Raw genomic sequence first — 26,736 nt, 5'->3', positions numbered from 1 at the left:
ACGGGTGTGCGGCGTGACCGCACGGGGCTCAGCTGTCGTAGCGGGGCGGGGCCTGGTCGGAGGAGGCCGGGACGACGTCGACGTCGGTCCTTGCGGTCAGCGACTCGATCGCCGCCGCGCTCGCGCCGATTCCCGCCCAGTGCGGATCGACGTCGCTGGTGAAGCACCAGCGGTGATCCGCCGGCCACACGAACGCCGGCGGTGCGCACGGCCGCCCGCCGCCGAACTCCGCCTCCCACCGCTCGATGTCCGCCAACTCACCGGCGAACAGCACGTATCGGCGGTGCGGCAGCACGAGCAGGGGGCCGTTGGCCAGCAGTTCCGGGTCGAGGAACGACCCGGAGTAGCCCTCCCACACGCAGAAGTAGCACCGCTCGGGCGCCTGAGTGTGCCCCGCCAGGCCCCGGAGTACAGCCCGCGCCTGCGCGATCTCCGACGGGTGGTCCTCGGGCAGCTCGACATCCGCCTCGGACAACCCCGGCCCGTCCGGGTCCGGAATGAAGCGCAGTCTCGCGTACGCCGCGAACCCTGCGGGCCCTAACGTGAGCAGGCGCATCGGATCGGCCCCGGTGCGGGTGAGCCAGCCGGCCGCTGACAGGTCTTCGCTGCGGTGCACTCTCGGTTCCTCCGCTACTGAGGGGGCGCAGGCGGTCGCTCGATGGTGAACGCGCGGGTGACCGGATTGACCCGGGCCGGCAGCACCGTCCCCTGCGTGGCACTGCCGAACCGGTACTTCGGGACTTCACTGCCGCACTCGAACGATTCGAAACCGGGGCCGCTGATTCGCATCACGAGCCGGACCTGCTCGTATTCGTCGTTGCTCGGCGGGGCGGCGGCGACCGCCAGAACCAGCGCGGTCGCGTCGACGCCGAGGGCGGCGAGCTGGAGCGTGGCCCGCCGATCCTCGCGGGCGCCGAGGACGGTGGACAACCCGACGCAGGCGACGAACGCCGCGACCAGGGCGACGCCCGCCCCGGCCCACACCCAGCCACTGCTGGTCTCCCCGACGTCGGCGGCAGTGCGGACGGTGGCATAGAGGGAGGCGCCTCCCGCACCCAGGAAGAGGACCGCGCCCACGGTGTACGCGACCGCTGTGATCGCCGGTCCCCTGGGGTCCAGCAGGACAGGTTCGTGGACGCGGGCGCTGGCCATGGTCGCACCCTAGTGCTCCGACCGAAGGAGTTCTCGGGGTGGGCTGCTTCGGGGGTACGTCAGAGGGCGCGGGCGAAGCTGATGAAGGTGGCCCACTCGGTGGAAGAGAAGGCGAGTTGGGGACCTTCCTTGTCCTTGGAGTCGCGGACGTGGACGACCTCGGGGCAGGTCGCGACCTCGACGCAGTCGCCGGAATCACCGCTGCTGTGGCTGGACTTGTGCCAAGTAAGGGCGACCTCAATGCAGTTGTCGCCCTGGCCGCTGCTGTAGCTGCTCTTGAACCAGGCCAGTTCGTCGGTGCTCATAGCTCTCCTCGCAGTCGCAACAGCAGGCTCTTGGACTCCTCGGGGCTGAGGGCCTGCGAGCGCAGTTTCGCATACCGCATCTGGAGGATGCTGACCACCTTGGGATCAGGGATGAGCTGCCCGGTCTGTTGCCCTTCGCCGTACGCGAGCCACCTGTTGTCAGGCGTCTCCAACAGCTGGATCGGGCCGTTTAGCCCGGGGTGCACGCTGGTAGCCAGCGGCAGCACCTGGCTCTCGATGTTCCTCCGCCGACTCACCTCAAGCACATGGTCGATCAGCTCTCGCGTCACCTCTACGCCGCCCGTCCGGCGTAGGAACAGATGCTCATCGAGCACAAAGCTAAAGGCGGTGTTGGGACGTTCGCTCAAGAATTGCTGACGCTCAGCCCGTGCAGCCCACTGACTCTCGATCTCCTCATCGCTCAACGGCGGCAGGCGCTCATCGAACAGCGCCCGCGCGTAGGCCTCGGTCTGAAGCAGCCCCGGGATGACGCGACACTCGTACGTGTACAGGCTGATCGCCGTCTCTTCCTTCTTCGCCCACTGGCGGAACCAGGTCGCGAGCCCCGGGCGCCGGGCAACGTGCTTGAGGGCATTGCGCAAGGCCCCCGTGTCGCCCAACACCGGCTCAGCCCGCTCAGCGAAATCCGGGTCGGGCATGCGCCGCCCCACCTCGATAGAGGTGACCGTGTGCTTCGAGAGGCCGATCAGGTGGCCGAACTCCTCCCGGCTCAAGCCGGCATGCTCCCGTAAGGCCTGGACGAACGCGCCGAACGTCCGCAAGCTGTCGGAGGGTTCGGGCTCGCCGCCGCCCGCGCTCGTACCGCTGCTGCTGCCGCCGCCGCCCGCACCGTTGGCCGTCATCGGCCACCTCCCGCGCCCTTGCCCCTGGGGTCACTCCCAACCGGGACATGCTTACGGTCGGTGATGTGTACTGTCCACCCTTGGTGCATGTACGCTCGCGCAGCGTACATGGCGAGGTGCTGGCAGGGCGGTGTTCGCGCAGGCCACATTGGGCATCATGACAACTCCAGCTATTCAGCAACTGCCGTGTACGGAAGGTGAGTTCAGCCAGCAGTTCAGCTCCACGCGGCGTGGTGCCCGGCTCGCACGGCACTTGGCGCTGCACCAGCTGAGCACGTGGGGAATCGCGTACGGCTCCGACGTCTTCGAGGCGGCCGAGACCGTAGTGGCCGAGCTGGCCGCGAACGCGGTGACGCACGGCTGCGTCTCCGGGCGGGACTTCGAGCTGCGGCTGGCGATCAGCCGGACCACGCTGCGGATCGAGCTCTCCGACACCCGTACCGAACGCCGGCCGCCGGGTCCCGGCGACCTGGCACCACCCGGGTCGCTCGCCGAGTCCGGGCGCGGGCTGCTGCTGGTCGAGGCGGTGGCCGACCGGTGGTCGGTGCTCGACCGCTTCCCGGTCGGCAAGACCGTCCGCGCCGAACTCGACCTGCCCGCCGCCGCGGACGGAGGCGGCGCGTGATGCCCGAGGACACCACGGCTCTGCGCCGCCGCCTTGAGCACTACCTGCACACCGCCGACGCGGCCAGAGCCTGGCTCGCACCCGCCGAACAACGCCTGCCCCTCAACGGGGCGCCCGTGCCCGCCTTCCCCGACTACGACGCGGCGGTCGACTGGGCCGAACGCGAACAGCCCACCCTCGGCGTCCTGGTCCGGGCCGCCGCGTCCGCCGGACTCGACCGGATGGCCTGGCAGTTGGCCGAAACGACATGGCACGCCTGGCCCTCGACAGCCGCCGACGCGGACTGGCTGGAAGTCGGCCGGGCGGGCCTGGCGGCAGCCGAACGGGAAGGGGACACGACCGGGCAGATCCGCCTGCTGATAAGCCTCGGCACGGCCTACCGGGCCGCGAACCGGCTGGACGACGGCCTCCGTACCCTCGCCCGCGCCCTCGAACTCTGCCGCGCCACGGACAACGCCCCGGACGAGGCCCACGCGCTCAACCTCATCGGCCTCCTCCACCTCCGCGCCCGCCGCCTGGACAGCGCGGCCGCGTGCTTCGAGTCGGCGCTGAGTACATTCCGTGAACTGGGCGAGGAGCACTGGGCGGCGGTCGTGCTGTCCAATCTGGCCTCGACGCGTTTCAGCGCGGGCCCGGCTGCTGATGCGCGGGACGCCGTGCGGCAGGCACTCGCCGCCCACCGTGCTCTGGGCAACCGGCGGGGCGAGGGCAATGTCCTGCGTATCGTCGCCGCTCTGCACAACGAGTGCGGGGAGCCCGACGAGGCGTACGCGGCCGCCCGTGAGGCACTGACGATCGCAACGGCCCTGCGTGACCGCACGCTGGAGGCGTACTGGCTGCTGCCCCTCGGCGACGTCCAGCGCGCCACGGCTGCGTACGGCGACGCGTTGATCTCGTACCAGCGCTCGGCGCCATTGCACCGCCGCCTGGGCGACCGCAGCCGCGAGGCACTGGCGTGGCGCGGGGCGGGACTGACGTACGCGGCCCTCGACCGCCCGGCCGAGGCGGCGGCCTTCCACCGCCGAGCCGCCACCGTCCACGCGGAACTGGGCGACGCGTGGGAGCACGCGCTCGACCTCACCCACCTGGCAACCGCCCTGGTCCCCACGGATCCCGCATCCGCCCGCACCCACGTGACCCAGGCCCGCGCCTGCCTGACCCCCTTCACCGACCCCCGCGCCGACGCCGTCCGCGCCGAGATCGACTGCCGCCTCAGCCAGCTCCCCTGACCTCCGCCCCTCCAGCTCCGGCACAGCAATGGCCGATTCCGCCCCGCACCCGGACCACCACTCCAGGTAACATCAACGAGCACAGTCTGTGACATCGGGGTTGCTGGGAGGCAGTCATGGCTCGCTCGTGGGAGGCCGACCCGTCGGCGTTATTCGTGCGGCGACTGGGCAAATCGGCTGCGGAGCTGGGGAATTCACAGGGCGACGACGACTGCCCCGACATCTGGCAACTGGACAACGGCGACATCGCGGTGATCGGCCGGGATCTGACCACGGCCTATGCGCCCCACCTGCCCGACGGCGTGACGCTGGGAACGGATGAGCGGCTGGTCGTGATCCCGGGCAACATGCTGAGTGCGGCAAGAGTGGACATCCCTGATGCTTGATCTTCGCGTGCCGTTGCTCCCGGCGGACCAGGGCGAACCACTCAGGCACGAGGAATATGGACGGGACTTCCGCACCCGTCGCGCGGCGCTCCGCGACAGCGAGTCGTGGAAGCTCGAACGGCGCCAGCACTTCGAGGAGTTGGCCAGCCCGAGCCGCGAAGCACTCAGGCAAGGGGACTGGCCGGAGGTCCTGCGCCAGTTCGAGGCACTGCGGGATGCCTCGCGGCAGATCGCGTCGACCGACACACGGCACCGCTCGCCGTTTCGTCGGCTGCGCGTGGTCGAGGAACCCCTGACGCCCTACGTGCAATGGGAGTTGTACTGGCTCCGGATGCGTGCGGAGGTCGGGAACCCCACTCGCGTCCTCCTCGCCGATGCCGTGTCCGCGGCGGAGGAACAGGGCCGGCTCCCGGAGATGGTCGTGCTGGGCGGCCGCACGCTCTACCAGGTGCTGTATTCCGAGGCCGGGGCCCCGTCCGGTGCGACCCGCTGGACCGATCCTGACGTGGTCGGGCCGTGGGACGCGTATATCCGTGACGCCTACGCGCAGGCCGAGGACGTCCTGTCGTACTTCGACCGGGTGGTGGCCCCCCTTCCGCCGCCTCCCGCGGCCTGACCACGATGGCGGGCGGCGTGGACGAGTCACGGAACGATCTGTCGGGGTCGTCCAGGGATGTGGTGCAAGCCGGGAACGTGACCGGGGACATCCACTTCCACCGCGGAGCTCCCGAGCGCGGGCATCCGACCCCTCGGCAACTGCCGGCCGACGTCCACGGCTTCGTCAACCGCACCGACGAACTCGGCCAGTTGGACGCGGTACTGACCGGCCGGGACGGCGGTCAGGTCGTCGTGTCGGTACATGTGCTCGCCGGGACGGCGGGCGGCGGCAAGACGTCGCTCGCGCTGCACTGGGCGCACCAGGTCAAGGACCGATTCCCTGAAGGCCAGTTGTTCGTGAACCTGCGGGGCTACGACCCGGGAGAGCCGGTCACCGCCGAGCAGGCGTTACGCGGCTTCCTGCGCGCACTGGGCGTGCCCGCCGCCGAACTGCCGGGGGATGTGGACGCCGCTGCCGCCATGTATCGGTCGCTGCTCGCCGAGCGGCGGGTGCTGGTGCTGCTGGACAACGCAGCCAGTGCGGGGCAGGTGCGGCCTTTGCTGCCCGGCGGCGGGGACAGTCTCGTGCTGGTGACCAGCCGCAGTCGCCTGTCAGGGCTGGCGGTACGGGATGGCGCACGACGAGTGACGCTCGGGACGCTCCCCGAGGCGGAGGCCGTGGCATTGCTGCAGGCGGTCACCAGCGGGTATCGGGTGGGCGACGCTCCGGAGCGGCTCATCGAATTGGCCCGCCTCTGCGCCCGCTTGCCTTTGGCCTTGCGGATAGCGGCCGAACGCGCGGCCAGCCACCCGCACATGTGCCTTGAGGAGCTGATAGCCGAACTACGGGACGAGTCGGCACTGTGGGACGCGCTGAGCACGGGCAGCGAGGACGAGGCGGACGCGGTGCGTACGGTCTTCGCCTGGTCGTATCGGGCGCTGTCCGCGCCCGCCGCCAGGCTGTTCCGGCTGCTCGGCCTGCATCCGGGGGCCGAGTTCGGGCTGCACCCGGCGGCCGCGCTGGCGGACCTGACGATCAGCCGTGCACGGCAGTTACTGGACGACCTGGTCGGCGCGCATCTGGTGGAGCAGACCGCACCGGACCGGTATCAGTTTCACGACCTGCTGCGGGCGTATGCCACCGAGCAGGCACAGACCGAAGAGCCTCCCGGGCAACGGGACGGGGCCCTGCGGCGGGTCCTGGACTGGTATCTGGGGACGGCTGCCGCCGCCCAGGGCTGGATCAAGCCACGCGAGCTCCGCCTGTCACTGCCCGAACCGGTCACCGCCGTGGAGCCGCTGGTCTTCGCGGACTACAACGCCGCCGTCGACTGGGCAGAGCGCGAGCATCCGACGCTGCCCGCTCTGGTCCGCGCGGCGGTTACCGCGGGACTCGATCAGCATGCGTCGTGCATGGCGGAGGCGGCGTGGCGGGCCATGTCGCCGTCGGCCGCCCGGACCGACTGGCTGGACAGCGGCCACCTGGGGCTGGAGGCCGCGGAACGGTCCGAGGACGCGGACGCACAACTCCGCCTGCTCACCTGTCTCGGAATGGTCTACCGGGAGGCGAACCGCTTCGAGGAGGGTCTGGAATGCCTGAGCCGCGCGCTGGATGTCGCGCGCCGGACAGGCGGGCGGTTCAGCGAGGCCCGCGTGCTGAACACCGTCGGCCTGATCCACCTGCGCAGGCGGCAACTCGGCCTGGCCGAAGACCATTTCAGCCTGGCCGGATCGATCCTCCACGAGCTGGGCGACCGCGGCCTGGCCGCAGCCGTGTTCGCCAACGTGGCGACCGCGGGCCACAAGGCGGGACGGCTGCCCGAGGCGTCGGCCGCCCTCGAACAGGCGATGGAGATCCAGCGGTCCGCGGGCGACCAGCCGGGCCTGGGCAACGCACTGCGCCTGTCGGCGTCGATCCAGCTGGAGTCCGGGCAGACCGACGCGGCCCTGCGGTCGGCTCAGGGGGCGTTGGACATCGCGCTCAACCTGCGCAACCACACGTTGGAAGCGTATTGGTTGTTGACCCTCGGCGACGCCCACCGCGCCACCACCGCCTACGGCGACGCCCTTGCGGCGTACCAGCGTTCAGCGATGCTGCACCGCCGCCTCGGCGACCGCAGCCGTGAGGCGCTGGCCTGGCGCGGGGCCGGGCTGACGTACGCGGCGTTCGACCGCCCTGCCGAGGCCGTCGACTTCCACCGGCGGGCCGCCGCCGTGCACGCCGAACTCGGTGACGGCTGGGAGCACGCGGTCGAGCTCGACCACCTCGCAACCGCCGTCCTCCCCACCGACCCCGGCGAGGCTCGCACCCATTGGGCGCAGGCGCTGGATCTGCTCACGCCGTACATCGACCCCCGGGCGCGGGCCGTTCGGGCGAGGATCGAGCGGGAGTTGACGGCGGGCGGGTGACGCCCGCCGCGGCCACCGGGGTAGTCGGTGTTACAGGCGAGCGTTACATCAGACCGGCTGGCCGGGCCGCGCCGCGGACGTTGCAGGAGCCTTGACACGTCAAGGCCCAGGCGGCTTTTCTGTGGGCACGCCCCGCCCGTTTCCGGAACGTTACAGGTGTTTCATGGCCGACGCACCGCCTAGGAGACCCCGATGAGACGCGCCCTGGGCGCGGCGGCCTTCACCGCCGCCGCGCTGTGCCTGACCTGCCTGCCGGCCACCGCAACGGCCACGTCGGCCCCGGCCCCCGCCCCGGCCACAGCAACCGCGGCCCCCGCCCACCACCCCGCGCCCCCGCCGCAGGCGAGAGTGTGGCTGACCACCGCGGACGACTCCGTCCAGCTCCAGCCGCAGGCTCCCGTCGCCTTCCACCCCGGTGCCTCCGACCTCACCACCATCACCGTCGACCCGAACCGGTCCCTCCAGCGGATGGACGGCTTCGGCGGCGCGATGACCGACTCCTCGGCCGCGGTGCTCAGTTCGCTGCCGCGGGGTGCCCGTGACGCGGCGATGCGGAAGCTGTTCGACCCGCGGAGCGACGACGGCACCCACTGGCGTACGGCCGCCACGGGCGCGGGCACGGGCCAGCTCACCACGGTCGACCTGCGGTCCGCTCGCGCCCGGTACGTCCGCGTGACGCAGACCGCCACCTCGCCCAACTGGTGGAGCCTGGCGGACCTCCGCCTCTACCGCTGACGGGGCGCCGGGGGGCGCCGCACAAGTCGGCGCCCCCCGCCACGGCGGCCGGAAACTGTCCCGGTCCTGCTGTCATCCGAGGGCGAGCCGGACGGGGTTGTGAAGGGTAGGGAGGTTCGCTCCTCCCGATGATCGCTTCGACCCGCAGGGAGTTCGTTCCATGACCCGAATGAAGCAGTATCTGGCCGCAGCGGCAGTCGCCGCCGCACTGGCGGTCAGCGCGCCGGCCATGGCCCAGGCCGTCAGCCCCGCACACGCGTCGGCCCGCCCGGCGCAGAACCGGTCCGCGTCCGTCCACCAGGGAGCCGGGAAGGCCGGATCCGCCTCCGCGGTGCGGGCGTTGGCCCCGGGTGAGCGGGTGGCCGTCGGGGAGGGGCTGTCGGTCTGGCTGACGGACGAGGGCAAGTACACCTCTTCGCCCTCCCAGGGGACGCAGTTCACTCCCAAGGCCGACGGTGGGCAGTCGAGCGGGGTGAACCTCCAGGCCGAGCCGGTGTCGGGGAAGTGGTTCGTCTCCGGCGTCTACCTCGGGCAGGGCACCCCGTCGAAGGTGGAGGTCACCACGACGAACGGCGGCGTACTGGCCGGTCACGCCCTGCAGTTGGCGGGCGAGGACACCTGGGGGGCCTTCTACCTCGACCCGACCAGCGCCCTGCCGGTCTCCACGAACCCCCACCCCCACCTGGGCATCGCGAAGGTGACCGTCTACGACGCCGCAGGACACGTCATCACCAGCAGCACCTTCCACGGCTGAGCCGTCCGACATCGGGTGGGCCCGGTCGATCCGGGCCCACCGCCGAATCCGACGCCGGCAGCGGCAATCTGGAAGGAAGCAGCCGCCTTGACGTACGAGCGCCACAGCGATCACACCGAGACCGCGGACTCGGCAGCCTTCGCGGCGTTCGCCGCCCAGGCGTGGCCGCGGCTGGTCCGCACCGCGCACCTGCTCACCGGTGACTTCCAGGAGGCCGAGGACCTGGTCCAGCACACCCTGGCCAAGGTGTACGGCCGGTGGCGGAGCATCCCGCGCGACGAGGTCGACACGTACGTGCGGTCCGCGCTGGTCAACAACAACCGCAGCCGCGTACGCAAGCGGCGGGTCACCGAGTTGCTCATGCCGTTCCTGGCCGGGCAGAGCGAACCGAGCGGGCAGAGCGAGCGGCCGCCTTCCGGACACAGCGACGCGCTGGACGAGCGTGCGGCCGTCCTGGAGGTGCTGAAGGTCCTCTCGGCCCGCCAGCGCACCGTGCTGGTATTGAGGTTCTACGAGGACATGAGCGAGCAGGAGATCGCCTGGACGCTGAACTGCTCGGTGGGCACCGTCAAGACACACACCCGGCGCGGCCTCGCAGCGATGCGCGCCCATCCCTCACTCTCCCGCAACCCGACTTCGGAGCCCGCCCGATGAACCGCGAATCCGAGACCGAACGGCTGCGTGCGGTCCTCACCCGGGCTGCCGAGGACATCTCCCCCTCACCGCTGCCGCTGGCGGCCATCGAGCGCGCCGGCCGCACGCGCCGGCGTGTCCGCACGGCCGGGACGGCCATCGGCAGCGCCGTGCTGGTGACGCCGGTCATCGCCGTCGCGATGCATCTCGGGTCCGCGCTGCCCTCGCCGTGGCACCGGCACGGGAACCCGCCCGCGGCAACCGGGAACGGCGCCACGGGCGTTCCCGCGGCGCGGGTGGTGGCCGCGGGTGAGCGGGTGGATGTCGGTCCCGGGCTGTCGGTCTGGCTGACGGGCAAGGGGAAGTACGTCTCTTCGCCGTCTGAGGGGACGCAGTTCACCCCGAAGGTCGACGGTGACCAGACCGGCGGGGTGAACCTGCAGGCCGGGCAGGTGTCCGGCAAGTGGTTCGTCTCCGGCGTCTATCTCGGGCAGGGCACCGCGTCGAGGGTGGAGTTCCGTACGGTCGACGGGCGCGTGGTCGCCGGTCACGTGCTGCAGTTGGCGGGCGACCGTACCTGGGGGGTCATCTACCTCGACCCGAGCGCGGTCCTGCCGGTCGCATCGGACCCCGAGCCCCGTCTGGGCGTCACCAAGGTGACCGTCTACGACAACGCCGGGCATGTCATCAGCACCGGTGCGGCCGGCGCCCGCAGCTGACCGGGGCCACGGCCCCGGGACCGGCGGCCTCCCCGCCCCCTGTCGTCGGCCTGGCCTTTGACGGACTGGGCGGCGGGGAAGGCCCGGCCGTAGTCGGCCTCCGCGTCACCGGCGCCGTCGCCCTGGCTGGGGTCCTCCGGGTCGGCGGTGGTGCCCTTGGTCACGCCGTTGAGGCAGGTGAGGTTCTTCGGGTCGAGGTTGCCGAAGGCGTAGTTGACGACGTCCAGCTTGGCGGCGGCGCCCGAGGTGTGGAGGTTCTTCACGAGGAGGGGAGGCCGGCCGGCGCGGTCGGCGGGACGGTGTCGGTCGCCGGGGCGAAGCTCGGCGCTGGGCTCCCCGGCGTTGCCGCGGCCGTCCTTGGCCCGCACGGTGAACTGGTAGGCCGTGGCCGGTGACAGGCCCTGGACGGTCGCACCGGTGGTGGCGCTGGACGCCACGACGGCCCCGGCGCGCAGCACGTCGTAGGAGGCCACCGGGAAGTCCTCGATGGCGGCCGCCGTCCACCGCAGGCTCACGGTGTGGGCGGTGGCGTCGGCGACGGTGACGCCGGTCGGCGCGTGCGGCGGCACGGCCGGGCTGCTGTCGCACTTGTCGCCGTTGACCAGCCAGCCGGTCGGAGTGCCCGGCGGGCCGGAGGCGGTGAAGGTGTAGGTGTACGGGTACGTCGAACCGCCCGCCGAGACGGTGGAGTTGTAGTAGGCGGGCGAGGCGACGACATGGGAGCCGCTGACGGTCGAGGTGCCGTACGTCTCGTCGGTGATCTTCACGCCGGCCGGCAGGTCGAACTCCAGGGTCCAGCCGTTCACCGCGGCGGCGGTGCCGTTCTTGACGGTGTAGGTGCCCGTCCATGACGAGCCGCTGCGGCTGCTGCTGAACTGCGCGGTGAGCGCGGCTACGGCCTGCGCGGCCTGCGCGGCCGGCGCGCCCAGGCCGGTGAGCCCGGCCAGCGCGAGCGCCGGCGTGGCCACGACGGCGGCCCCGGCGGCCGGCCACCGGCGTCTGCGGTCGGAGGTGCGGGACGATCTCCATAATCCCGGTCCGGGGGACACGGCTCTCCTCGGTGTGTGGGGGAAGAGCGAGGGCGGCTCTCCCAGGACAACCGAGATCCCCGGCGGCAATGCACCGAACGAGAATTGGACTGGACCAATCCCGAGGGCCGGGCGGCGTCGTCGCTGATGGAGTGGACTAGACCAACTCCGGTGATTTACCCGCACTTGACCCGGCGCCCGGGGTCAGTCCTCGGCGTCCCCGAGCGTCCGCGGCGGCGGCAGCGGCCTGCCGGACTCCCAGCTGCGCCGCCAGGACCCGGCGGCCGGCGGGCCGGCCGGCCGCGCGACCGCGGACTCCCGCGGCTCGCGCAGGGCGCCGTACCAGCCCAGCTCCTCCTCGTTCCACAGCCGCGCCACCGCCGTGGCCAGCCGGGTGTTGAAGTCCCAGGCGTTCTCGCCCGGTTGCGGGTGCAGTGGATCGCCGTAGCGCACCGAGACGCGCGGCCGGCCAGGGATCGGCCAGCCGCGGCCGCGCGGCATGGCGGCGTACGAGCCGCGGACCGCGATCGGCACCGCGGGGATGCCGAAGCCGCAGCACAGGTGGGCGCTGCCGGCCCGCACCCGGTTCATCCAGCCGTCCTCCGAGCGGGTGCCCTCCGGGAAGAGCAGCAGATTCCAGCGCTCGGCGACGAGTTGCGGCGCCAGGCTCCTGAGGCGGTTCGAGCCCTTGCGCTCCACCGGGAAGCCGTTGATGGCCAGCGCGGTCAGCACGGCACGCCACGGGGTGTCGAAGAAGTAGTCGGCGGCGGCGCCCACCGCGATCCTGCGGGCGAACCTGGGCGGCAGCGAGCCCAGGATCAGCGGGGTGTCCAGATGGCTTGCGTGGTTGGCGACGAAGACCACCGGGCCGCGCAGCCCTTCGAGCCGTTCGACCCCCTCGACGTCGGGCGCGCAAACCGACCAGGCGGTGGGCTTGAGCAGCCCGCGCTGCAACCCGTAACGCACCGCGCCCGCCACCGGCGTACGGGCCCAGGCGGTCGGGAAACGCGTGCGCTCCGGCGTCTCCTCCCACTCCTCGGCGGAGCGCGGCACCCTCGCCCGGCCGCGCAGGTCCCTGCCGTGCGCGAGCAGCCGCAGACTCCCGACGACGCCGGTGCCGCCGCCCGCGCCGCTTCCGCCGTTCGCCCGCAGGCCCTTCGCCGGGCGCCTCATCGGACGTCCGCCAGGGTGAGCGGCGGGCTGCGGTGGTAGGTGATGGACGGGCTCGACCCGACCGTCTCGCGGGCCATCTCCAGCGCGTCGCCGAGCGTGCTCGCGGTGCGGAAGCCCAGCCGGGAGGCGGCGCCGCGGTCGGCGCCGACGAAGATGACGTCGCCCAGGTGCTGCAACGCGTGCGCGCCCCAGTACCACATGTAGAGCGGGTGGACCCCGTGGTAGGCGTGGCTGGTGCGGTAGAGGTGGGTGTACCAGGGGTCGGTGGCGAACTGCTCCTCGTACTTCTCCTCGATCAGCGCCGGGTCCTTCGTCCTGGACAGCACCGACTCGTAGAAGTCGATGTAGCTGGGGTGGTGCACCGGATGGAACTCCTCCGGCATCGGGTGGTAGAAGATCCCGACGCCGCCCTGCCGCACGATCGGCTTGTTGCGGTAGAGGTTGAAGAAGTAGCCGAGGCCCAGCGACATGACCAGGATCGGGTTCATGACCGAGTTGACGTTGTAGGGGCAGATGAACGGCAGGCCCCACACCCCGATGTCGCTCTGCCCGTCGATCTCGGTGAGCTGCTGGCGGTGCACGTTGGCGAGCGTGTACGGGTGGACGTCGGCCGGCGCGCCCGCGTGGACCCCGGTGATGCCGTAGGGGGCGTAGCTGCGCTGCCACATCTGGCGCCGCATCTTGGCCGGCGCCATGCCGTTGAGCTTCCTGAAGGCCAGATACGACGCCAGGTCGGCCGGCGACCACTCCCACTCGCGCTTGTTCATGAAGCCGACCTGCGGCGGGTACGAGTCGCCGTTCACCGTCGACTCCACGGTGAAGACCCTGACGTGGTCGGCCAGCACGCCGGCCATCCGGTCGTAGGAGTGGTGCATCGCCGAGTTCGGCGGGTCGTTGAAGGACCGCGAGTGCCGCAGCGTGTGCACGTTGTGGTGGTGCCGCAGGCTGCGGTACGAGGCGAGCCCGACCGCGACCGACTTGCTGCCGCCGCTCATGCCGGTCAGCGTGATGTTGACGTAGACGATCAGGTCGCTCTCCGCGGCCCGCCGGTTGATCTCGACGACCTCGCCGTGCCGGGTGGTGCCGACCTCGGTGAGATTCGCCCGGTCCTCGGCGTCGTGGTTGTTAAGGCGGGCCGGGAAGAACGACCTGAACACCCGCTCGCCGACGGTCCGTTTGAGCTCCGCGGCGGTCATCCGCCGGTGCAGCGCGTTGGCGGCGAGCAGCTCGACGTCGTCCACCCCGGCGGCCGCGGCGAGTTCGAGCACCTGCTCGATGATCCGCTGCCGCATGTCGGGGGTGCGCATCTGCGGCAGCGGCAGCGAGATGTCGTCGAAGACGATCGTCAGCCGCATCCCCGGGCGCAGCAGGGTGGGCAGCGGGTCCTCGCCGTGCGGGTGCAGCAGCGCGTGCCGGATCGCACCGCCGACGTCCCTGATGCCGGGCAGCGAGTCCGGCGGATACACCACCCTGGTGCCCGGCGGGAACCGCTCCAGGCGGGCCCCCTCGCCCTCGTTGACCAGCAACGCCGGTGTGCGTTCGTCGACTTCGAGCACAAAACCCGGTCTGCCCACGTGGTGCTCCTAGCTCCGGTTCGGATCAAAAGCGACTTTGACGCTGCCCAGCCGGCCGGCGGAGAGCGCGTGCCCGATCGCCTCGCGCCAGCGGGCCAGCGGGTAGACCGCGTCGACGAAACCGCCCAGCGCCCCGGCCCGGCCGGCGAGTCGCACCGCCTCCGCGAAGTCCGGCGCGGAAGGCTCCGGCCGGTCGGCGCCCTCCGCGCCCGCCGGGCCGCCGGCCGACGCGTAGGAGCCGATCAGGTGCAGCTCCCTGAACCACACCGGCGCCAGGTCCACCGTCCCCGACGGCATTCCCGACATCACCACCGTGCCGCCGGCCCGCACCGTGCGCAGCGCCGTGTCGAGGCCGCCGGCGCCGCCCGTGCAGTCGAAGGCCGCGTCCACCCCGCCGAGCAGGAACTCCGAGCCGAGGTCGGGGTGTTCGAGGGTGCCGCCGGTCAGCATGCGCAGCGCCCGCGCGATCCGCCGCACCCCGAAGGTCTCGGTCGCGCCCAGCGCCTCGGCCATCGCCCGCTGGTGCGGGTGCTTGGCCACCACGTAGACCGGCCCGGCGGCGGTGAACTCGCGCAGGGCCAGGATCGTCAGCAGCCCGACCGTGCCCGCCCCGACGACCAGCACCGACGCGCCGGGAGTGATCGCCGCCCGCCGCACCGAGTGGACCGCGCAGGCCAGCGGCTCCACCAGGACGGCCGTGCGGTCGTCCAACGTGTCCGGAATCGCGTGCAGTTGGGAGACGTGCGCGACCACGGAACGGCTCCAGCCGCCGCCGGTGTCGGCGCAGAAGCCGGTCTGCAGACCGGCCTTGAGCGCGCCGGTGGTGATGTGCCCGCAGCGGTTCGGCCGGCCCGCCCGGCACTCCGCGCACGGCCCGGTGGCGCGGGCCGCGCAGGACAGCACCGGGTCCACGACCACCCGGCTGCCGGCCGGCAGCCCCCGGGCGTCCCCCTCGGTCACCGCCACGATCTCGTGCCCTGGCACGAACGGCAGCGAGGCCAGCGGCGTCAGATAGGGCGAGGAGTGGCCTCCGAGCAGCGACAGGTCGGACCCGCAGATCCCGGACAGTTGCGGCCGCAGCCGTACCCAGCCCGGCTCGTCGCGCCGCACCGCCGGCCGGTCCACCAGCCGCAGCGGCGACACGGAACCGGCGACCGCGCCGGCCAGCCGCCCGCCCGCACCGGTCGCGGCGATACCGCGGGCGGCGAGATAGCGGGCCGGCGAGCGGTAGAACTCCAGTGCCTGGCTCATCGCAGCGCCTCCGCCGGTCCCGACAGGGCGGTCAGCGCCGCGTCGATCCGGCCGCCGGTGTGCGCGCCCCACTCCTCGACCCGCCAGGCGCGCCGGGCCGCGTGCCGGTGCAGCCGGTGGTCGGGGTTGACCGCGACCGGGTTGCCGACCACGCCGAGCAGCGCGCTGTCGGAGAAGCTGTCGCCGTAGGCGTACGAGCGCTTCAGGTCGATGCCCGCCGTCTCGGCGTACCGCTTCGTCCAGGCCGCCCGCGCCTCGCCGACCACCGGCGGCCGCTCCAGGCGCCCGGTCAGCACCCCGTCGCGCACCTGGAGGCGGCTCGCGGCGATCTCGTCGAAGAGCGGGCCCAACGGCTGCACGAACAGGTCGGCGGTGCCGGTGATCAGGACGGTGCGGTGGCCGGCCGCCCGGTGCGCGCGGATGCGGCGGACGGCCTCGGGGAAGGACCGGTGCAGCAGCGCGTCGCCGATGCGGTGCCGCACCAGGGCCCGCAGTTCGGCCTCCGAGCAGCCGGCGTAGCGGCGCATGAAGGCCCGGACGAAGTCACCGCGGTCGCGGCGCTCGGCCTGCAGGTAGCCGGGCACCGACAGGGCCAGCGAGGCGATCTCGCCCGCCCACGACGAGCGCGGGCCGCCCACCAGCCGGGTCCACAGGAAGACCTCGACGAGGTTGGAGGCCAGCACCGTGCCCTCCAGGTCGAAGACCGCCGCGATGTCCTTGCCCGGCGGCAGCCCGTCGGAGCCGGCCCGCTTCCTGCGCGGCGCCGAGGTGCGCCGGGCCACCGCGGTGACCGCCGGGCAGTAGACCTCGCCGACGTAGTGCGGCCAGGAGATCCCGGCGACGTCGAAGCCGGGGCTGCCTTCCGGCCGGGCCCGGTGCAGCGCGATGACGTTGGCGTCGCCGTAGACCGCCTCGACCCCGCCGTAGCCGCCGTAGAGGTCGAGCAGCCGGCGCAGGGCCCGGGTGCGCTGGGTGTCGGCGCGGGCCTTGTCCACCCGGTCCCTGACCCTCGCGGTGGCCGGCAGCAGCGGCAGCGCCCTGTCGACCAGGCCGGCCGCCCGCTCGCCGGCCTTCAGCGTCCGTTCCACGGTGGCGGCGCCGGGGAAGCGCCACGGCGGCACCTTGACGTGGCCGCGTCCGGCGTCGGGCAGCGGGTGCGCGGTGAAGTAGCGCGCCACATGCCGGTGCAGTTCCTGCTGGGTCAGCGGGTTGCGGGCGCCGGTGCCGACGTGGAAGTACGCCGGTTCGCCGGGCGGGGGCGGTGCGGCGGCCACAGCGAGGGCGGCGGCGGTGACGAAGTCCACCGGCACGATGTCGACCACGCTCTCGGCGTGGACCGGGAATTCGGGGATCTCGCCGCGCCCGTAGGCGAGCGTGATCGGGTCCATCATCTTGTACGACTCGAACCAGCCGGGGTACGGGCGCTCCAGCGCGGCCTGCACGATCGTCGGCCGCAGCACCGACAGCGTCAGGCCCGCCCCGCGCGCGTACTCCTCGGCGACACGCTCGCCCAGCGCCTTGGTGAAGGTGTAGACGTCCGTCCACCCCAGGCTCTGCCCGCGTAACCGCCCGGCCGCGACCAGCCGTTCGTGCACCCAGTCGCGGCGGGCCCGCTCGGCGGCCTGCGCCGTCGCGGTCGCCCCGGCCTTGCCGTGCTCGGCGCGGGCCGCCGCCAGCAGCGGCCGCAGCACGCCGGACGTGCGCGACAGCTGCTCGGCCTCCTCTCGCGCGGCCAGCGCGTGCCGCAACTCGGAGCGCCAGTCGACGTCGTGGTCGAGCGCCCGCTCGGCGACGACGCCTCGGTGCAGCGCGGAGACGTACGCCGTCGAGACGTGCACCACGTGCGGCCGGCCGCCGCAGGCGGCGACCGCCTCGTAGAGGTCGCGGGCGCCCTGGACGTTGATCCGGAACGCCTCGTCCACCGGCGGGTCGAAGGAGACGGTGGAGGCGCAGTGCAGGACGCTGGTCAGCGTGCCGGGCAGCGCCGGCATCCCGCTGCCGAGGTCGCCCTCCAGGCTGTCCACCCGCTCGGCCAGCGCGGCCTGGACGCCGGCGTAGCCGATACGTTCGCGCAGCGTGCGGAAGACCGGCTTGCGTGCCAGACCCGCAAGCCGGTCGGCCGCCGAGGCGTCGCCGCGTCGCCTGGCCAGCACGGTGACCCGGGTGTCCGGGTGCTCGACGATCAGCCGCTCCAGCATCGCCTGCCCGAGGAAGCCGGTCGCGCCGGTGAGCAGGACATGGCCGCCGGGTGACGCGGGTCCCGCTGCCGGCGGCATCCCGTCCGGGACAGGTGGCGCCACGGCAGAACCTCCCTACGGATTCCATCAGGTGGGTGGGGCGGGCGGTGTTCCGGCCCGCACGAGGCCCTGGAGAGGCGGGAACACGTGAGGAGGTGCCGCCCCGTCGACGCGCTCAGGTTAGGCCAACGCTCGGAAGGGGGGCAATGGCCACCGCTCGCACGGGAGTCGGTGTCGCCGCAGGTCAGCGGCCGATCAGGGGGTGTTCATGGAACCCGACCTGAACACCTCCACGGTGACCGGGACATGGGCGAAGCCGGCCAGCCGGACCGCGTCCACCAGCGGCGGGTGGGCGGCCGGGTCGGCCGCGATCCGCGGATCCACCTCGATCCGCACCGCCTCGCCGAGGTCCCTGACCCGCACGTCGGTACGGTCCGGGTGCGGGGCCGGCACCTGGGGTGCCGCCCCCGGTGCCGCCGCCTGCACGGCCTGCGCGTCGCCCGCCAGGGACTCCCGCCCCAACGCGCGGCGTACCAGCGGGTCCTGCCCCAGCGTCTCGCGCACCAGCACCTCGGCGCGCTCGACCCGGGCCAGCCGCCCCGGAGTGATCTGCAGCCCGTACGCGATCCGGCTCGACAGGCAGGCCATCGCCGGCTTGTCCCAGGTCGGCAGCGACCACAGCCGGGCGACGTCGCGCACCGCCGCCTTGCCCAGGCCCGCGTCGGCCAGCGGTGTGCGTGCCCCGCGCCGGGCCGCCGCCGCGATGCCGGGGCGGAAGCGGTCCACCACGTCGGTGGCGTTCGTCCCCGTCGCCACGCACCCGAAGCCCAGCCGCGAGGCCACGTCGAGGGCCGCGTCCAGCAGGGTGCTCTTGCAGAAGAAGCAGCGCTGCGGGCCGTTGTCGCGATAGCCGGCGACGTCGAGCTCCCGGGTGTCCACCAGGTGGTGGGTCACTCCGAGGCCGTCGCAGAATCGTCGGGCCGCAGCGAGTTCCGCGGTGGGCAGGGCGGGGGAGACCGCGGTCACCGCCGCCATGCCGTCCGTGCCGAGCGCACGGGCGGCGGCCGCGACGACGACGCTGGAGTCGACGCCGCCGGAGAAGGCGACCAGGGTGCCGCCGTAGCCTGCGGTCTCGGCGAGCAGCGCACGCGCCGCGTCCGCCGCGGAACCGAACTCCACCACGTGCACCTCCGGAGAGTGGCAAACCGCGCCGGCCGGGGCCGGAACGAAGGGTCTGAAACACGATGGATCAGAAAGCCGCAGGCCACAAGCCGGTCCGGCCGGCTACCGGCGCGGACGGCCCCGGGCCGGTCCGGCCCGCGACGGCCGGCGCCGCCCGTCCCGAGCCGGTCCCGCCGCCGGGCGAGGCGGACCGCACGGTCCCGCGAGACCGCGAACTCCCGCCCGCCGGCGCCGAGGTGGACCTCGGGTACGCCAGGCTCGACGTCGACCGCGCCGCCCGCACCGGCGACCCCGAGGTCGTCTACGGCGCGGGCAAGACCCCGGCGCAGATCGTCGGCGCGATGGGCGCGCTGGCCCGGGCGCACCCCGACCGGCCGGTGCTCGCGACCCGGCTGTCGGACGAGGCGCGGGAGTGGTGCCGCCGCGACCTGCCGGGCGTCACGGTGGACGACGTCGGCCGTACGGCGACCCTCGGCCCGCCAGCGCCCCGCAACGGCCTGGTGGCGGTGGTGTGCGCCGGCACCGCGGACCTCCCGGTGCTGCGCGAGTGCGCGGCCACGGTGAACGTCTTCGGCGCCCACACCGACGAGATCGTGGACGTCGGCGTGGCGGGCCTGCACCGGCTGCTGGCGCAGCGCGACCGGATCGCCGCGTGCGACGTCGTCGTGGCGGTCGCCGGCATGGAGGCCGCGCTGCCCTCCGTCCTCGGCGGCCTGGTCGGCCTCCCGCTGATCGCCGTCCCGACCAGCGTCGGCTACGGCTGGCACCTCGACGGCCTGACCGCCTTCCTTGCCACCCTCAACACCTGCGCCCCCGGCGTCCTGTCGGTCAACGTCGACAACGGCTTCGGCGCGGGCGTGGCGGCCGCCCGCATCGCCCGCCGGGCGGGGGTGGCCCGGTGAGCCCGCTGCTGCCGGTGCCGCCTGCCGAGTGCGTGCCCGGCCCGCGCCGGGAGCGCGGGTCCGCCGCGGCCTCCGGGCCGTGCGCGGCGCACGGGCGGGGTGCCCGATGAGGACGCTGTGGGTCGACCCGGCCAACGGGGCAGCCGGGGACATGCTGCTGGCCGCGCTGCTCGACGCGGGAGCCGAACTCGCCGCCGTCGAGGCCGCGTTGGGCTCGCTTGGAGTCGAGGCGATCCGTCTGGAGCTGCGGGAGGTCAGGCGGCACGGCTTCCGGGCCGCCCACGCCGGCGTCAGCACCGCCGAGTCCGCGGCCCGCCGCGGGCTCGACGACGTCCTGGACGTCATCGCCGGCGGCGAACTGCCACCCGAGGTGGCGGACTTCGCCGAGGAGGTCTTCCGGCGGCTGGCCGCCGCCGAGGGCCGGGTGCACGGGATCGCCGCCGCGCAGGTGCACTTCCACGAGGTCGGGGCGCTCGACGCCATCGCCGACGTCGTGGGCTGCGCGACCGCCCTGCACAGCCTGGGGCTGCTCGCACCGTCCGTACGGCGGATCGTCGGGCCGGTCGCCGTCGGCGCGGGAAAGGTGGCCGGTGCGCACGGCACCATCCCGATCCCCGGGCCCGCCGTCCTGGAACTGCTCACCGCCGCCGGGGCGCCGATCGCCGCGCACCCGGCGGCGATGGAGCTGTGCACCCCCACCGGCGCCGCCCTGCTGTGCGCCCTGGCCACCGGGTGGGGGCCGCCGCCCGCGCTGACCCCGCTCGCGGTCGGCGTCGGCGCGGGCACCGCGGACCCCCGCACCCACCCCAACGTGCTGCGCGTGCTGGTCGGCGAGAGCGCCGGCGAGCCCGCGCACTGGGCGACCTCGGCACTGCACCGGGTGGACACCACCGTGGACGACCTCGACCCGCGGATCTGGCCCGACCTGCTGGACGCCCTGCGGGCGGCAGGCGCCGCCGACGCGTGGTGCACGCCCGCACTGACCAGGAAGGGCCGGCCCGCCCAGCTGCTCAGCGTCCTGGTGGACGCCGAACGCCTGGACCTGGTCTGCGGGTTGGTCTTCGAGCAGACGACGACGCTGGGCGTGCGGGTCTCCCCGGTGACCCGCCGCTCGCTGCCGCGCGACCGGGTGGAGGTCACCGTCGCCGGCAGCCGGATCGGGGTGAAGCGCGGCTATCTCGCCGGGCGGATCGTCACCGTCCAGCCGGAGTACGACGAGGCCGCCGCGGCCGCGCGCCGTGCCGGGCTGCCGCTCGCGGCCGTGCTGGACGAGGCCCGCCTGCTCGGCGAGCGGGCGGGCCCCGCCGCGCCCGCCGGAGGCTGAACCGGGCCGTGCAACCGCGGAAATTCCGACGTCGCACAACCTCGCCCCGCCCGCCGGGACACCGGTGTGCAACCGCAGGGACGGCGTGCCATGGGAGCGCGGCCCGTGCCAGGGTGACGGCCTGTAGGGACCTTCGTACAGGCATGCGGCCACGAATCAGGAGTCGGTGTGTTCGAGACGATACGTGACGCGGTCAAGGCCGCCTTGACCGAGATGAACTACGACGTCAGCGAGTTGACGGACACGATGGTGCTCGGCCCGGCCGGGCTCGACCTGGAGTCGCTCGCCGTCGCGGAGCTCGCGGTGCGCATCGAGGACGACTTCGGGGTGAAGTTCTCCGACGAGGAGCTGCCAGGGATGGCGGACCTGACCCTGGACGAGTTCTCCTCGCTGGTGGCCGAGCGGGTGGGTGCGACCTCGGCCGCGGGTCCCGCGGTCTGACATCGGAAGGCGGCGGGGGAGTGGACAGCACAGCACCGCGTGCGGTGGTGACCGGCATCGGCCTGGTCACACCGCTGGGCACGGACGTGGCGGAGTTCTTCGATGCGCTGTGCCTGCCGCGCTCCGGGCTCGTACGCCCGCCTGAGGGCCATGTGGCGGCCGGCATCATCGACTCGGCCGGCATCGCCCCCGACCTCGACCCCGCCCCCCTGGTGCCGCGGCACGACAGGGGCGTGGTCGACCGCTTCGCGCTGATGGCCGTCGCGGCCGCGGACGCGGCGCTCGCCGACTCCGGGATCAAGATCGGCGAGGACGTGGACCCCTACCGGGTCGCCGTCATCGCCTCCACCGGCGCCGGCGGCATGATCACCTTCGAGCGGCAGGCCCGCGCCTCGGGCGAGCGCGGCCACACCGGCGTCAGCTCGTACCTCTACTCGGCCTTCCTGCCGAACATGGCGACGGCCAGGATCGCGCTCAAGCACGGGATCCACGGCTTCAGTTCCACCATCACCACCGCCTGCGCGGCGAGCGCGCACGCCATCGCCGAGGCCTTCCGGCTGATCTCGGCCGGCGACGCCGACGTCGTCGTCTGCGGCGGCACCGAGGCCACCCTCGGCGGCCTCACCGGCATCGCGGGCTTCCGCAACGCCCGTGCGCTGGCCACCGGTTGGGCGGACGATCCGACCGCCGCGAGCCGGCCCTTCGACTCCCGCCGCAACGGCTTCGTCCTCGGTGAGGGCGGCGGCATGCTCGTGGTCGAGCGCGCCGACTTCGCCGACGCGCGCGGCGCCGCCGGATACGCCGACCACCTGATCATGCCCAACCCGGACGGGTCCGGCGTCGCCGCCTGCCTGCGCAGCGCGGTCAGCCGGGCCGGCCTCGACCTCGCCGACATCGGCTACGTCAACGCGCACGGCACCGGCACGAAGATCGGCGACATGGCGGAAGCCGCCGCCATCCGGCAGGTCTTCGGCGACGACCAGCCCGCGGTCAGCTCGACCAAGGGCGTCACCGGGCACCTGCTCGGCGGCTCGGGCGCGGTGGAGGCGGCGGCCACCATCCTGGCGCTGGCCGGCGGCACGCTGCCGCCCACGCACAACCTGGACGACCCGGACCCCGCGTGCGACCTTGACCACGTGCGCGGCACCGCCAGGCCCGCGCAGGTCAGGGCCGCCCTGTCGACGTCCTCGGCCTTCGGCGGCCACAACGTCGCCCTGGTCTTCCAGCCGCCGAGCACCCGGCAGGCCAGAACCGGCGGTACGGACCATGGGCGGTGAATCCGCCGGCCCGCCACCGGGGCAGGTTCCGCCACCGGTGCAGGTCCCGCCGCCCGCCGGGCCGCCAGAACCGCCGCTGAGCGCCGTCATGGTCGGCGAGCACGCGCTGCTCGCCGAATGCGTGCGCCTGTGGCGGGAACGCGGCCACCGCGTCACGGCCCTGGTCTCGCCCGAGGCGGCCTTGCGCGACTGGGCCGGGGAGCGGGGCATCACCAGCCTGCCGCGCCTCGACAGCCTGGAAGCGGCCCTGGACGGTGAGCCGTTCGACTACCTGTTCAGCATCACCAACATGCGGATCGTCCCGCAGCGGCTGCTCGACCTGCCGCGGCGGATGGCGGTCAACTTCCACGACGCCCTGCTGCCACGGCACGCCGGTGTGCAGGCCACCAGCTGGGCGCTGCTGGAGTCGCCCGCCGAGCACGGGGTGACCTGGCACGTGATGACCGCGGGCGCCGACGAGGGCGACGTCCTGCTGCGGCGGTGCTTCGACGTCGGCCCGGACGACACCGCCTACGACCTCAACACCGCCTGCTTCCAGGCCGGAACGGACTCCTTCGCCGAACTCGCCGACCTGCTCGCGGCGGGGCGGGCGGCGCCCGAACCGCAGGACATGCGGCTGCGCACCTACCACGGCCGCGGTGACGTGCTGCCGGGCGGCGGGCTGCTGCGCTGGACGCGCGGCGGCCGGGGGCTGCACGCGCTGGTGCGCGCTGCCGCCCTGGGCCGCAGCGAGAACGCCTTCGGCACGGCGAAGCTCCCGCTCCCGGGCGGCGGTTACCTGGTGGTCGGCCGCAGCCGGCTGTCCCCGGCCGCCCCCGGCGCCCGCCCCCCGGGCACGCTGCTGGCCGCCGACACCACCGGCCTCACGGTCTCCACCGCCGACCAGGCCCTCACGGTGGGCGACCTCCGCGACCCCGACGGCACGCCCGTCCCCGTCGCCGCCCTCCTCGCCCGCCACGCCCTCCGCCCGGGAGACCTGCTGCCCGTCCCCGACCCGGCCACGGTCGCGGCCCTGGTGTCGCGGATGGCGGCGACCCGGCCGGGGGAGTCCCGCTGGGCACGCCGGCTGGCGAGGGTCCGTCCGTACGAACTGCCCTACGCAGGCGGGGCCCGCGGGCCGGCTCACCCGTCCCCGGGTCCCGGGGACGCCGAGGGTTACGACCTGTCGGTTCCCGCCACGCTCGCCGCCGCGGCCGGCGGCGCCCCGCCCGAGGTGGCCGCGCTCGCGGCAGTGCTCCTCTTCCTGGCGCGGACCGCCGACGCACCCCAACTCGACGTTGGGTTCCGGCCGTCCGGGGCGCCGGATCCGTTCTTCGCGGCGACGCTGCCCCTGCGGGTACCGGCGGCGGAGCCGGGGCGTACGTTCGCCGACTACTGCGCCGAGGTCGCCGCCGCCACCGCGGCGGACGACACGCATCTGAGCGACCTGCCTGCCCGCCGGCCCGCGCTCGCGGGCGCGCCGGGGCGCGGGGGGCTGCCCGTGGTGGTCGGCATCGGCGGGACGGCGGATGTGCCCCCCGGGGCCTGCGCGCAGGTCGTGGTGGCCCCCGGCGGCGACCGCTGCCGGCTGCTGCTCGCCGCCGACCGGGTCGAGCCGGGGGCGGCGGACGCGCTGCGCACCGACATGGCGGCATTCCTCGGCGCGCTCTGCGCGGCACCAGGCGACGTGGCGGGTGTGCCGCTGCTGTCCGGCGCGCGCCGGACTCAGGTCCTTGAGGACTGGAACGCCACCGCGACCAGCACCGCGCCGGAGGCGTGCGTGCCCGCCCTGGTCTCCGGGCAGGCGCTCCGCCGCCCCGCGGCCACCGCGGTGGCCGCCGCCGACGGGACGCTGACCTACGCCCAACTCGACTCCCGGGCCGACCGGCTGGCGGCCGCGATGGCCGCCGCTGGCGTCCGCCGCGGCTCGCTGGTCGGCGTCTACCTCGACCGCTCCGCCGACCTGGTGGCCGCGCTGCTCGGCGTCATGAAGGCCGGCGCCGCGTACGTGCCGCTCGACCCGGTCTACCCGCCCGACCGCATCCGCGCGATGGCCGAGGACGCGGGCGTGAGCCTGTTGCTGACCGGCAGGGGGCTGCCGCTGCCGGACGCCGTGCGGGGCCTGGGCGTAAGGGAGTTGGACGTCACGCAGGCGGCCGCGGCCCCGCAGCCGCCTGCGGCCGCCGTGACGCCGGACCCCGGCGACCTCGCCTACGTCATCTACACCTCGGGCTCGACCGGCCGGCCGAAAGGCGTCCGCATCGCGCACCGCGCACTGGCCAACTTCCTGCGTGCGATGGCGGCGGAGCCGGGCTGCACGGACGCCGACCGGCTGCTGGCCGTCACCACGGTGTGCTTCGACATCGCGGGCCTTGAGCTGTTCCTGCCGCTGGTCACCGGCGGCTGCGTGGAGCTGGTGCCCGAACAGGTGGCCTCCGACGGATACGCGCTGCGCGCGCGGCTGGAGCGGTCGCGGCCGACCGTGATGCAGGCCACCCCGGCCACCTGGCGGCTGCTGATCGCCACCGGCTGGGAGGGCGACCCGGCGCTGCGCGCCCTGTGCGGCGGCGAGGCGCTGCCGGCCGACCTGGCGGCCGGACTGCTCTCCCGGGTCGGGGAGTTGTGGAACCTCTACGGCCCGACCGAGACCACCGTCTGGTCGGCCGCCGTCCGCATCCGGCCCGGCGACCGGGTCACCCTCGGCCGGCCGATCGCCAACACCCGCTGCTACGTGCTCGACCCGGGCGGGCGGCCGCTGCCGCCGTACGTGGCGGGTGAGTTGTACATCGGCGGAGCCGGGGTGGCCGACGGTTACCACGGGCGTCCCGAGCTGACGGCCGAGAAGTTCGTACCGGACGCCTTCGCCCGGAGCGGGCGCCTCTACCGCACCGGCGACCTCGTACGGTGGCTGGCGGACGGCCGGCTCGACTACCTGGGCCGGATCGACGACCAGGTGAAGATCGACGGCTTCCGTATCGAACTCGGCGAGATCGAGGCGGTGCTGCAGCGGCACGCCGGGGTGCGGCGGGCGGTGGTGGCGGCCCGCGAGGACACCGCGGGCACCAGGCGGCTGGTCGGCTACCTAATCCCCGAGGGCCCGGTGGCGCCCACCTCCGCCGAGCTGCGCCGCCACCTCGCCCGCGACCTGCCCGGCTACATGGTCCCTGCGCTCTACGTGCCGCTGGCCGAGATCCCGCTGACCCGCAACGGCAAGGTCGACCGCAAGGCCCTCCCGGCCCCGCCCCGTACCACCGCCCCCGTCCCCGCGACCGCCCGTCCCAGGCCAGGGACGGAGGAGGCGGTCGCCTCGGTCTGGCGCGCCGTGCTGGCCCGCGACGACATCGGGGTCGACGACAACTTCTTCGACGCGGGCGGCAATTCGCTGCTGCTGGTGGAGGCGGTCAAGCGGCTGAACGCGGCGCTGGCGCTGCGCCTGACGTCGGTCGACATGTTCCGCCACCCGACGGTCCGCACGATGGCGGCCAGCCTGACCGCCCCTGCCCCCGCCCCCGCCGCGCGCACCGGCACCCCGGCGCGCATCGACCGCACCCTCCTGCACCGCCGCCGCCACCGCGCCTGACCCCGGCCGGGCGGCTCCCCGCCAGGGTCCGGCACCGGCACATGCCGCGGCGGTCGCGCCCGGCGGGCGCGCCGGCGGCGACCGTGCCGCCGCATGCTGTTGCGTCCGCGGTGGGTGGCCGCTGTGTGGCTCGGCCCGGCCACGGACTGCGCCAGTGGGGCCGGCCTGCGTCGGCACGTATCGTCCCTGGATTCGTGCCCGGGCGTGGCGGCGCTCCCGCGTGCGCCGACACAGGCGCGCGGCGCGGCGGTCGTGCCCGGCGGGCGTGGGTGAGCGCTGGGTGTCCGGCTCAACACGTCGGCCGGCTCGGACCGCTGTGTCCGCGCCGGGCGTCCCCGGCCCCCGTTCGGGACCGGGGACCGTCGTTCCGGTGGGGACCGA

General features: G+C 73.8%; 24 protein-coding genes. 14 read left to right on the top strand and 10 right to left on the bottom strand.

The features are described 5' to 3' along the window. Positions 1-28: 28 nt before the first annotated feature. From OG702_RS11445 to OG702_RS11430, 4 genes are read right to left on the bottom strand one after another with little or no spacing between them, the layout of a single operon-like run. Positions 29-616, bottom strand: a complete 588-nt coding sequence (locus OG702_RS11445; protein ID WP_327288759.1) for a hypothetical protein — start codon at positions 614-616, stop codon at positions 29-31. Positions 617-630: 14 nt separating this feature from the next. Then, positions 631-1,152, bottom strand: coding sequence for a hypothetical protein (locus OG702_RS11440; RefSeq protein ID WP_327288758.1), 522 nt, complete (start codon positions 1,150-1,152; stop codon positions 631-633). A 59-nt stretch (positions 1,153-1,211) separates the two neighbouring features. Then, positions 1,212-1,457 carry a DUF397 domain-containing protein gene (locus OG702_RS11435; protein WP_327288757.1) on the bottom strand — a complete coding sequence of 82 codons (246 nt, stop codon included), beginning with the start codon at positions 1,455-1,457 and terminating at the stop codon, positions 1,212-1,214. Continuing rightward, on the bottom strand, positions 1,454-2,320 hold the full coding sequence (locus tag OG702_RS11430) for a helix-turn-helix domain-containing protein (protein WP_327288756.1): 867 nt from the start codon (positions 2,318-2,320) through the stop codon (positions 1,454-1,456). The genes OG702_RS11435 and OG702_RS11430 overlap by 4 nt, the downstream gene beginning before the upstream one ends. 157 nt (positions 2,321-2,477) lie before the next feature. Between OG702_RS11430 and OG702_RS11425 the strand changes: the two genes are divergently transcribed. From OG702_RS11425 to OG702_RS11385, 9 genes are all read left to right on the top strand, one after another. Continuing rightward, positions 2,478-2,945 carry an ATP-binding protein gene (locus OG702_RS11425; protein ID WP_327288755.1) on the top strand — a complete coding sequence of 156 codons (468 nt, stop codon included), beginning with the start codon at positions 2,478-2,480 and terminating at the stop codon, positions 2,943-2,945. Then, the gene (locus OG702_RS11420; RefSeq protein ID WP_327288754.1) at positions 2,945-4,174 is read left to right on the top strand and encodes a tetratricopeptide repeat protein; all 1,230 of its coding nucleotides are present in this window, start codon (positions 2,945-2,947) and stop codon (positions 4,172-4,174) included. The genes OG702_RS11425 and OG702_RS11420 overlap by 1 nt, the downstream gene beginning before the upstream one ends. A gap of 116 nt (positions 4,175-4,290) precedes the next feature. Continuing rightward, complete coding sequence (locus OG702_RS11415) at positions 4,291-4,560, top strand: hypothetical protein (protein WP_327288753.1); 270 nt, start codon at positions 4,291-4,293, stop codon at positions 4,558-4,560. Continuing rightward, positions 4,553-5,176: a DUF6879 family protein gene (locus tag OG702_RS11410; RefSeq protein WP_327288752.1), complete on the top strand. Its 624-nt coding sequence runs from the start codon at positions 4,553-4,555 to the stop codon at positions 5,174-5,176. The genes OG702_RS11415 and OG702_RS11410 overlap by 8 nt, the downstream gene beginning before the upstream one ends. Before the next feature lie 5 nt (positions 5,177-5,181). Beyond that, on the top strand, positions 5,182-7,566 hold the full coding sequence (locus OG702_RS11405; RefSeq protein WP_442814383.1) for an ATP-binding protein: 2,385 nt from the start codon (positions 5,182-5,184) through the stop codon (positions 7,564-7,566). Positions 7,567-7,758: 192 nt separating this feature from the next. Beyond that, on the top strand, positions 7,759-8,301 hold the full coding sequence (locus OG702_RS11400) for a hypothetical protein (protein WP_327288750.1): 543 nt from the start codon (positions 7,759-7,761) through the stop codon (positions 8,299-8,301). Positions 8,302-8,461: 160 nt separating this feature from the next. After that, positions 8,462-9,055 (top strand): hypothetical protein, encoded by a 594-nt coding sequence (locus tag OG702_RS11395; protein WP_327288749.1) that lies wholly within the window; start codon positions 8,462-8,464, stop codon positions 9,053-9,055. 87 nt (positions 9,056-9,142) lie between these two features. Then, complete coding sequence (locus OG702_RS11390) at positions 9,143-9,709, top strand: SigE family RNA polymerase sigma factor (RefSeq protein WP_327288748.1); 567 nt, start codon at positions 9,143-9,145, stop codon at positions 9,707-9,709. After that, a complete protein-coding gene (locus OG702_RS11385) occupies positions 9,706-10,407 on the top strand; it encodes a hypothetical protein (RefSeq protein ID WP_327288747.1) in 702 nt (233 codons plus the stop codon). The genes OG702_RS11390 and OG702_RS11385 overlap by 4 nt, the downstream gene beginning before the upstream one ends. On the opposite strand, the gene OG702_RS11380 is transcribed toward OG702_RS11385, so the two are convergent. The 6 genes from OG702_RS11380 to OG702_RS11355 all read right to left on the bottom strand — a co-directional run bounded on the left by OG702_RS11380 (position 10,353) and on the right by OG702_RS11355 (position 18,849). Beyond that, positions 10,353-11,375, bottom strand: coding sequence for a cellulose binding domain-containing protein (locus OG702_RS11380; protein WP_327288746.1), 1,023 nt, complete (start codon positions 11,373-11,375; stop codon positions 10,353-10,355). The genes OG702_RS11385 and OG702_RS11380 overlap by 55 nt on opposite strands. Positions 11,376-11,639: 264 nt before the next feature. Next, positions 11,640-12,608: a lysophospholipid acyltransferase family protein gene (locus OG702_RS11375; RefSeq protein WP_327288745.1), complete on the bottom strand. Its 969-nt coding sequence runs from the start codon at positions 12,606-12,608 to the stop codon at positions 11,640-11,642. After that, positions 12,605-14,182: a lactate racemase domain-containing protein gene (locus OG702_RS11370; RefSeq protein WP_327288744.1), complete on the bottom strand. Its 1,578-nt coding sequence runs from the start codon at positions 14,180-14,182 to the stop codon at positions 12,605-12,607. The genes OG702_RS11375 and OG702_RS11370 overlap by 4 nt, the downstream gene beginning before the upstream one ends. Before the next feature lie 9 nt (positions 14,183-14,191). Beyond that, positions 14,192-15,433, bottom strand: a complete 1,242-nt coding sequence (locus tag OG702_RS11365) for a zinc-dependent alcohol dehydrogenase (protein WP_327288743.1) — start codon at positions 15,431-15,433, stop codon at positions 14,192-14,194. After that, positions 15,430-17,733, bottom strand: a complete 2,304-nt coding sequence (locus tag OG702_RS11360) for an HAD-IB family hydrolase (protein WP_327288742.1) — start codon at positions 17,731-17,733, stop codon at positions 15,430-15,432. The genes OG702_RS11365 and OG702_RS11360 overlap by 4 nt, the downstream gene beginning before the upstream one ends. A 192-nt stretch (positions 17,734-17,925) precedes the next feature. Continuing rightward, the gene (locus tag OG702_RS11355) at positions 17,926-18,849 is read right to left on the bottom strand and encodes an asparagine synthase-related protein (RefSeq protein WP_327288741.1); all 924 of its coding nucleotides are present in this window, start codon (positions 18,847-18,849) and stop codon (positions 17,926-17,928) included. A 65-nt stretch (positions 18,850-18,914) separates the two neighbouring features. Here OG702_RS11355 and larB point away from each other — a divergent pair, with 65 nt between their 5' ends. The 5 genes from larB (at position 18,915) to OG702_RS11330 (ending at position 26,355) form a co-directional block, all read left to right on the top strand. Further along, a complete protein-coding gene (gene larB, locus OG702_RS11350; protein ID WP_327288740.1) occupies positions 18,915-19,754 on the top strand; it encodes a nickel pincer cofactor biosynthesis protein LarB in 840 nt (279 codons plus the stop codon). A 106-nt stretch (positions 19,755-19,860) separates the two neighbouring features. Next, positions 19,861-21,078, top strand: a complete 1,218-nt coding sequence (gene larC / locus OG702_RS11345; RefSeq protein WP_327288739.1) for a nickel pincer cofactor biosynthesis protein LarC — start codon at positions 19,861-19,863, stop codon at positions 21,076-21,078. A 168-nt stretch (positions 21,079-21,246) separates the two neighbouring features. Continuing rightward, on the top strand, positions 21,247-21,519 hold the full coding sequence (locus OG702_RS11340; protein WP_327288738.1) for an acyl carrier protein: 273 nt from the start codon (positions 21,247-21,249) through the stop codon (positions 21,517-21,519). A gap of 20 nt (positions 21,520-21,539) precedes the next feature. After that, positions 21,540-22,796: a beta-ketoacyl-[acyl-carrier-protein] synthase family protein gene (locus OG702_RS11335; RefSeq protein ID WP_327288737.1), complete on the top strand. Its 1,257-nt coding sequence runs from the start codon at positions 21,540-21,542 to the stop codon at positions 22,794-22,796. A 37-nt stretch (positions 22,797-22,833) separates the two neighbouring features. After that, complete coding sequence (locus OG702_RS11330; protein WP_327288736.1) at positions 22,834-26,355, top strand: amino acid adenylation domain-containing protein; 3,522 nt, start codon at positions 22,834-22,836, stop codon at positions 26,353-26,355. The last annotated feature ends 381 nt before the right edge of the window (positions 26,356-26,736 follow it).

Origin of the sequence: Streptomyces sp. NBC_01198 (assembly GCF_036010485.1) — a bacterium.
GTDB lineage: Bacteria > Actinomycetota > Actinomycetes > Streptomycetales > Streptomycetaceae > Actinacidiphila.
The sequence above is the reverse complement of the archived record's forward strand: the minus strand, read 5'-3'. Positions and strand labels throughout refer to the sequence as shown.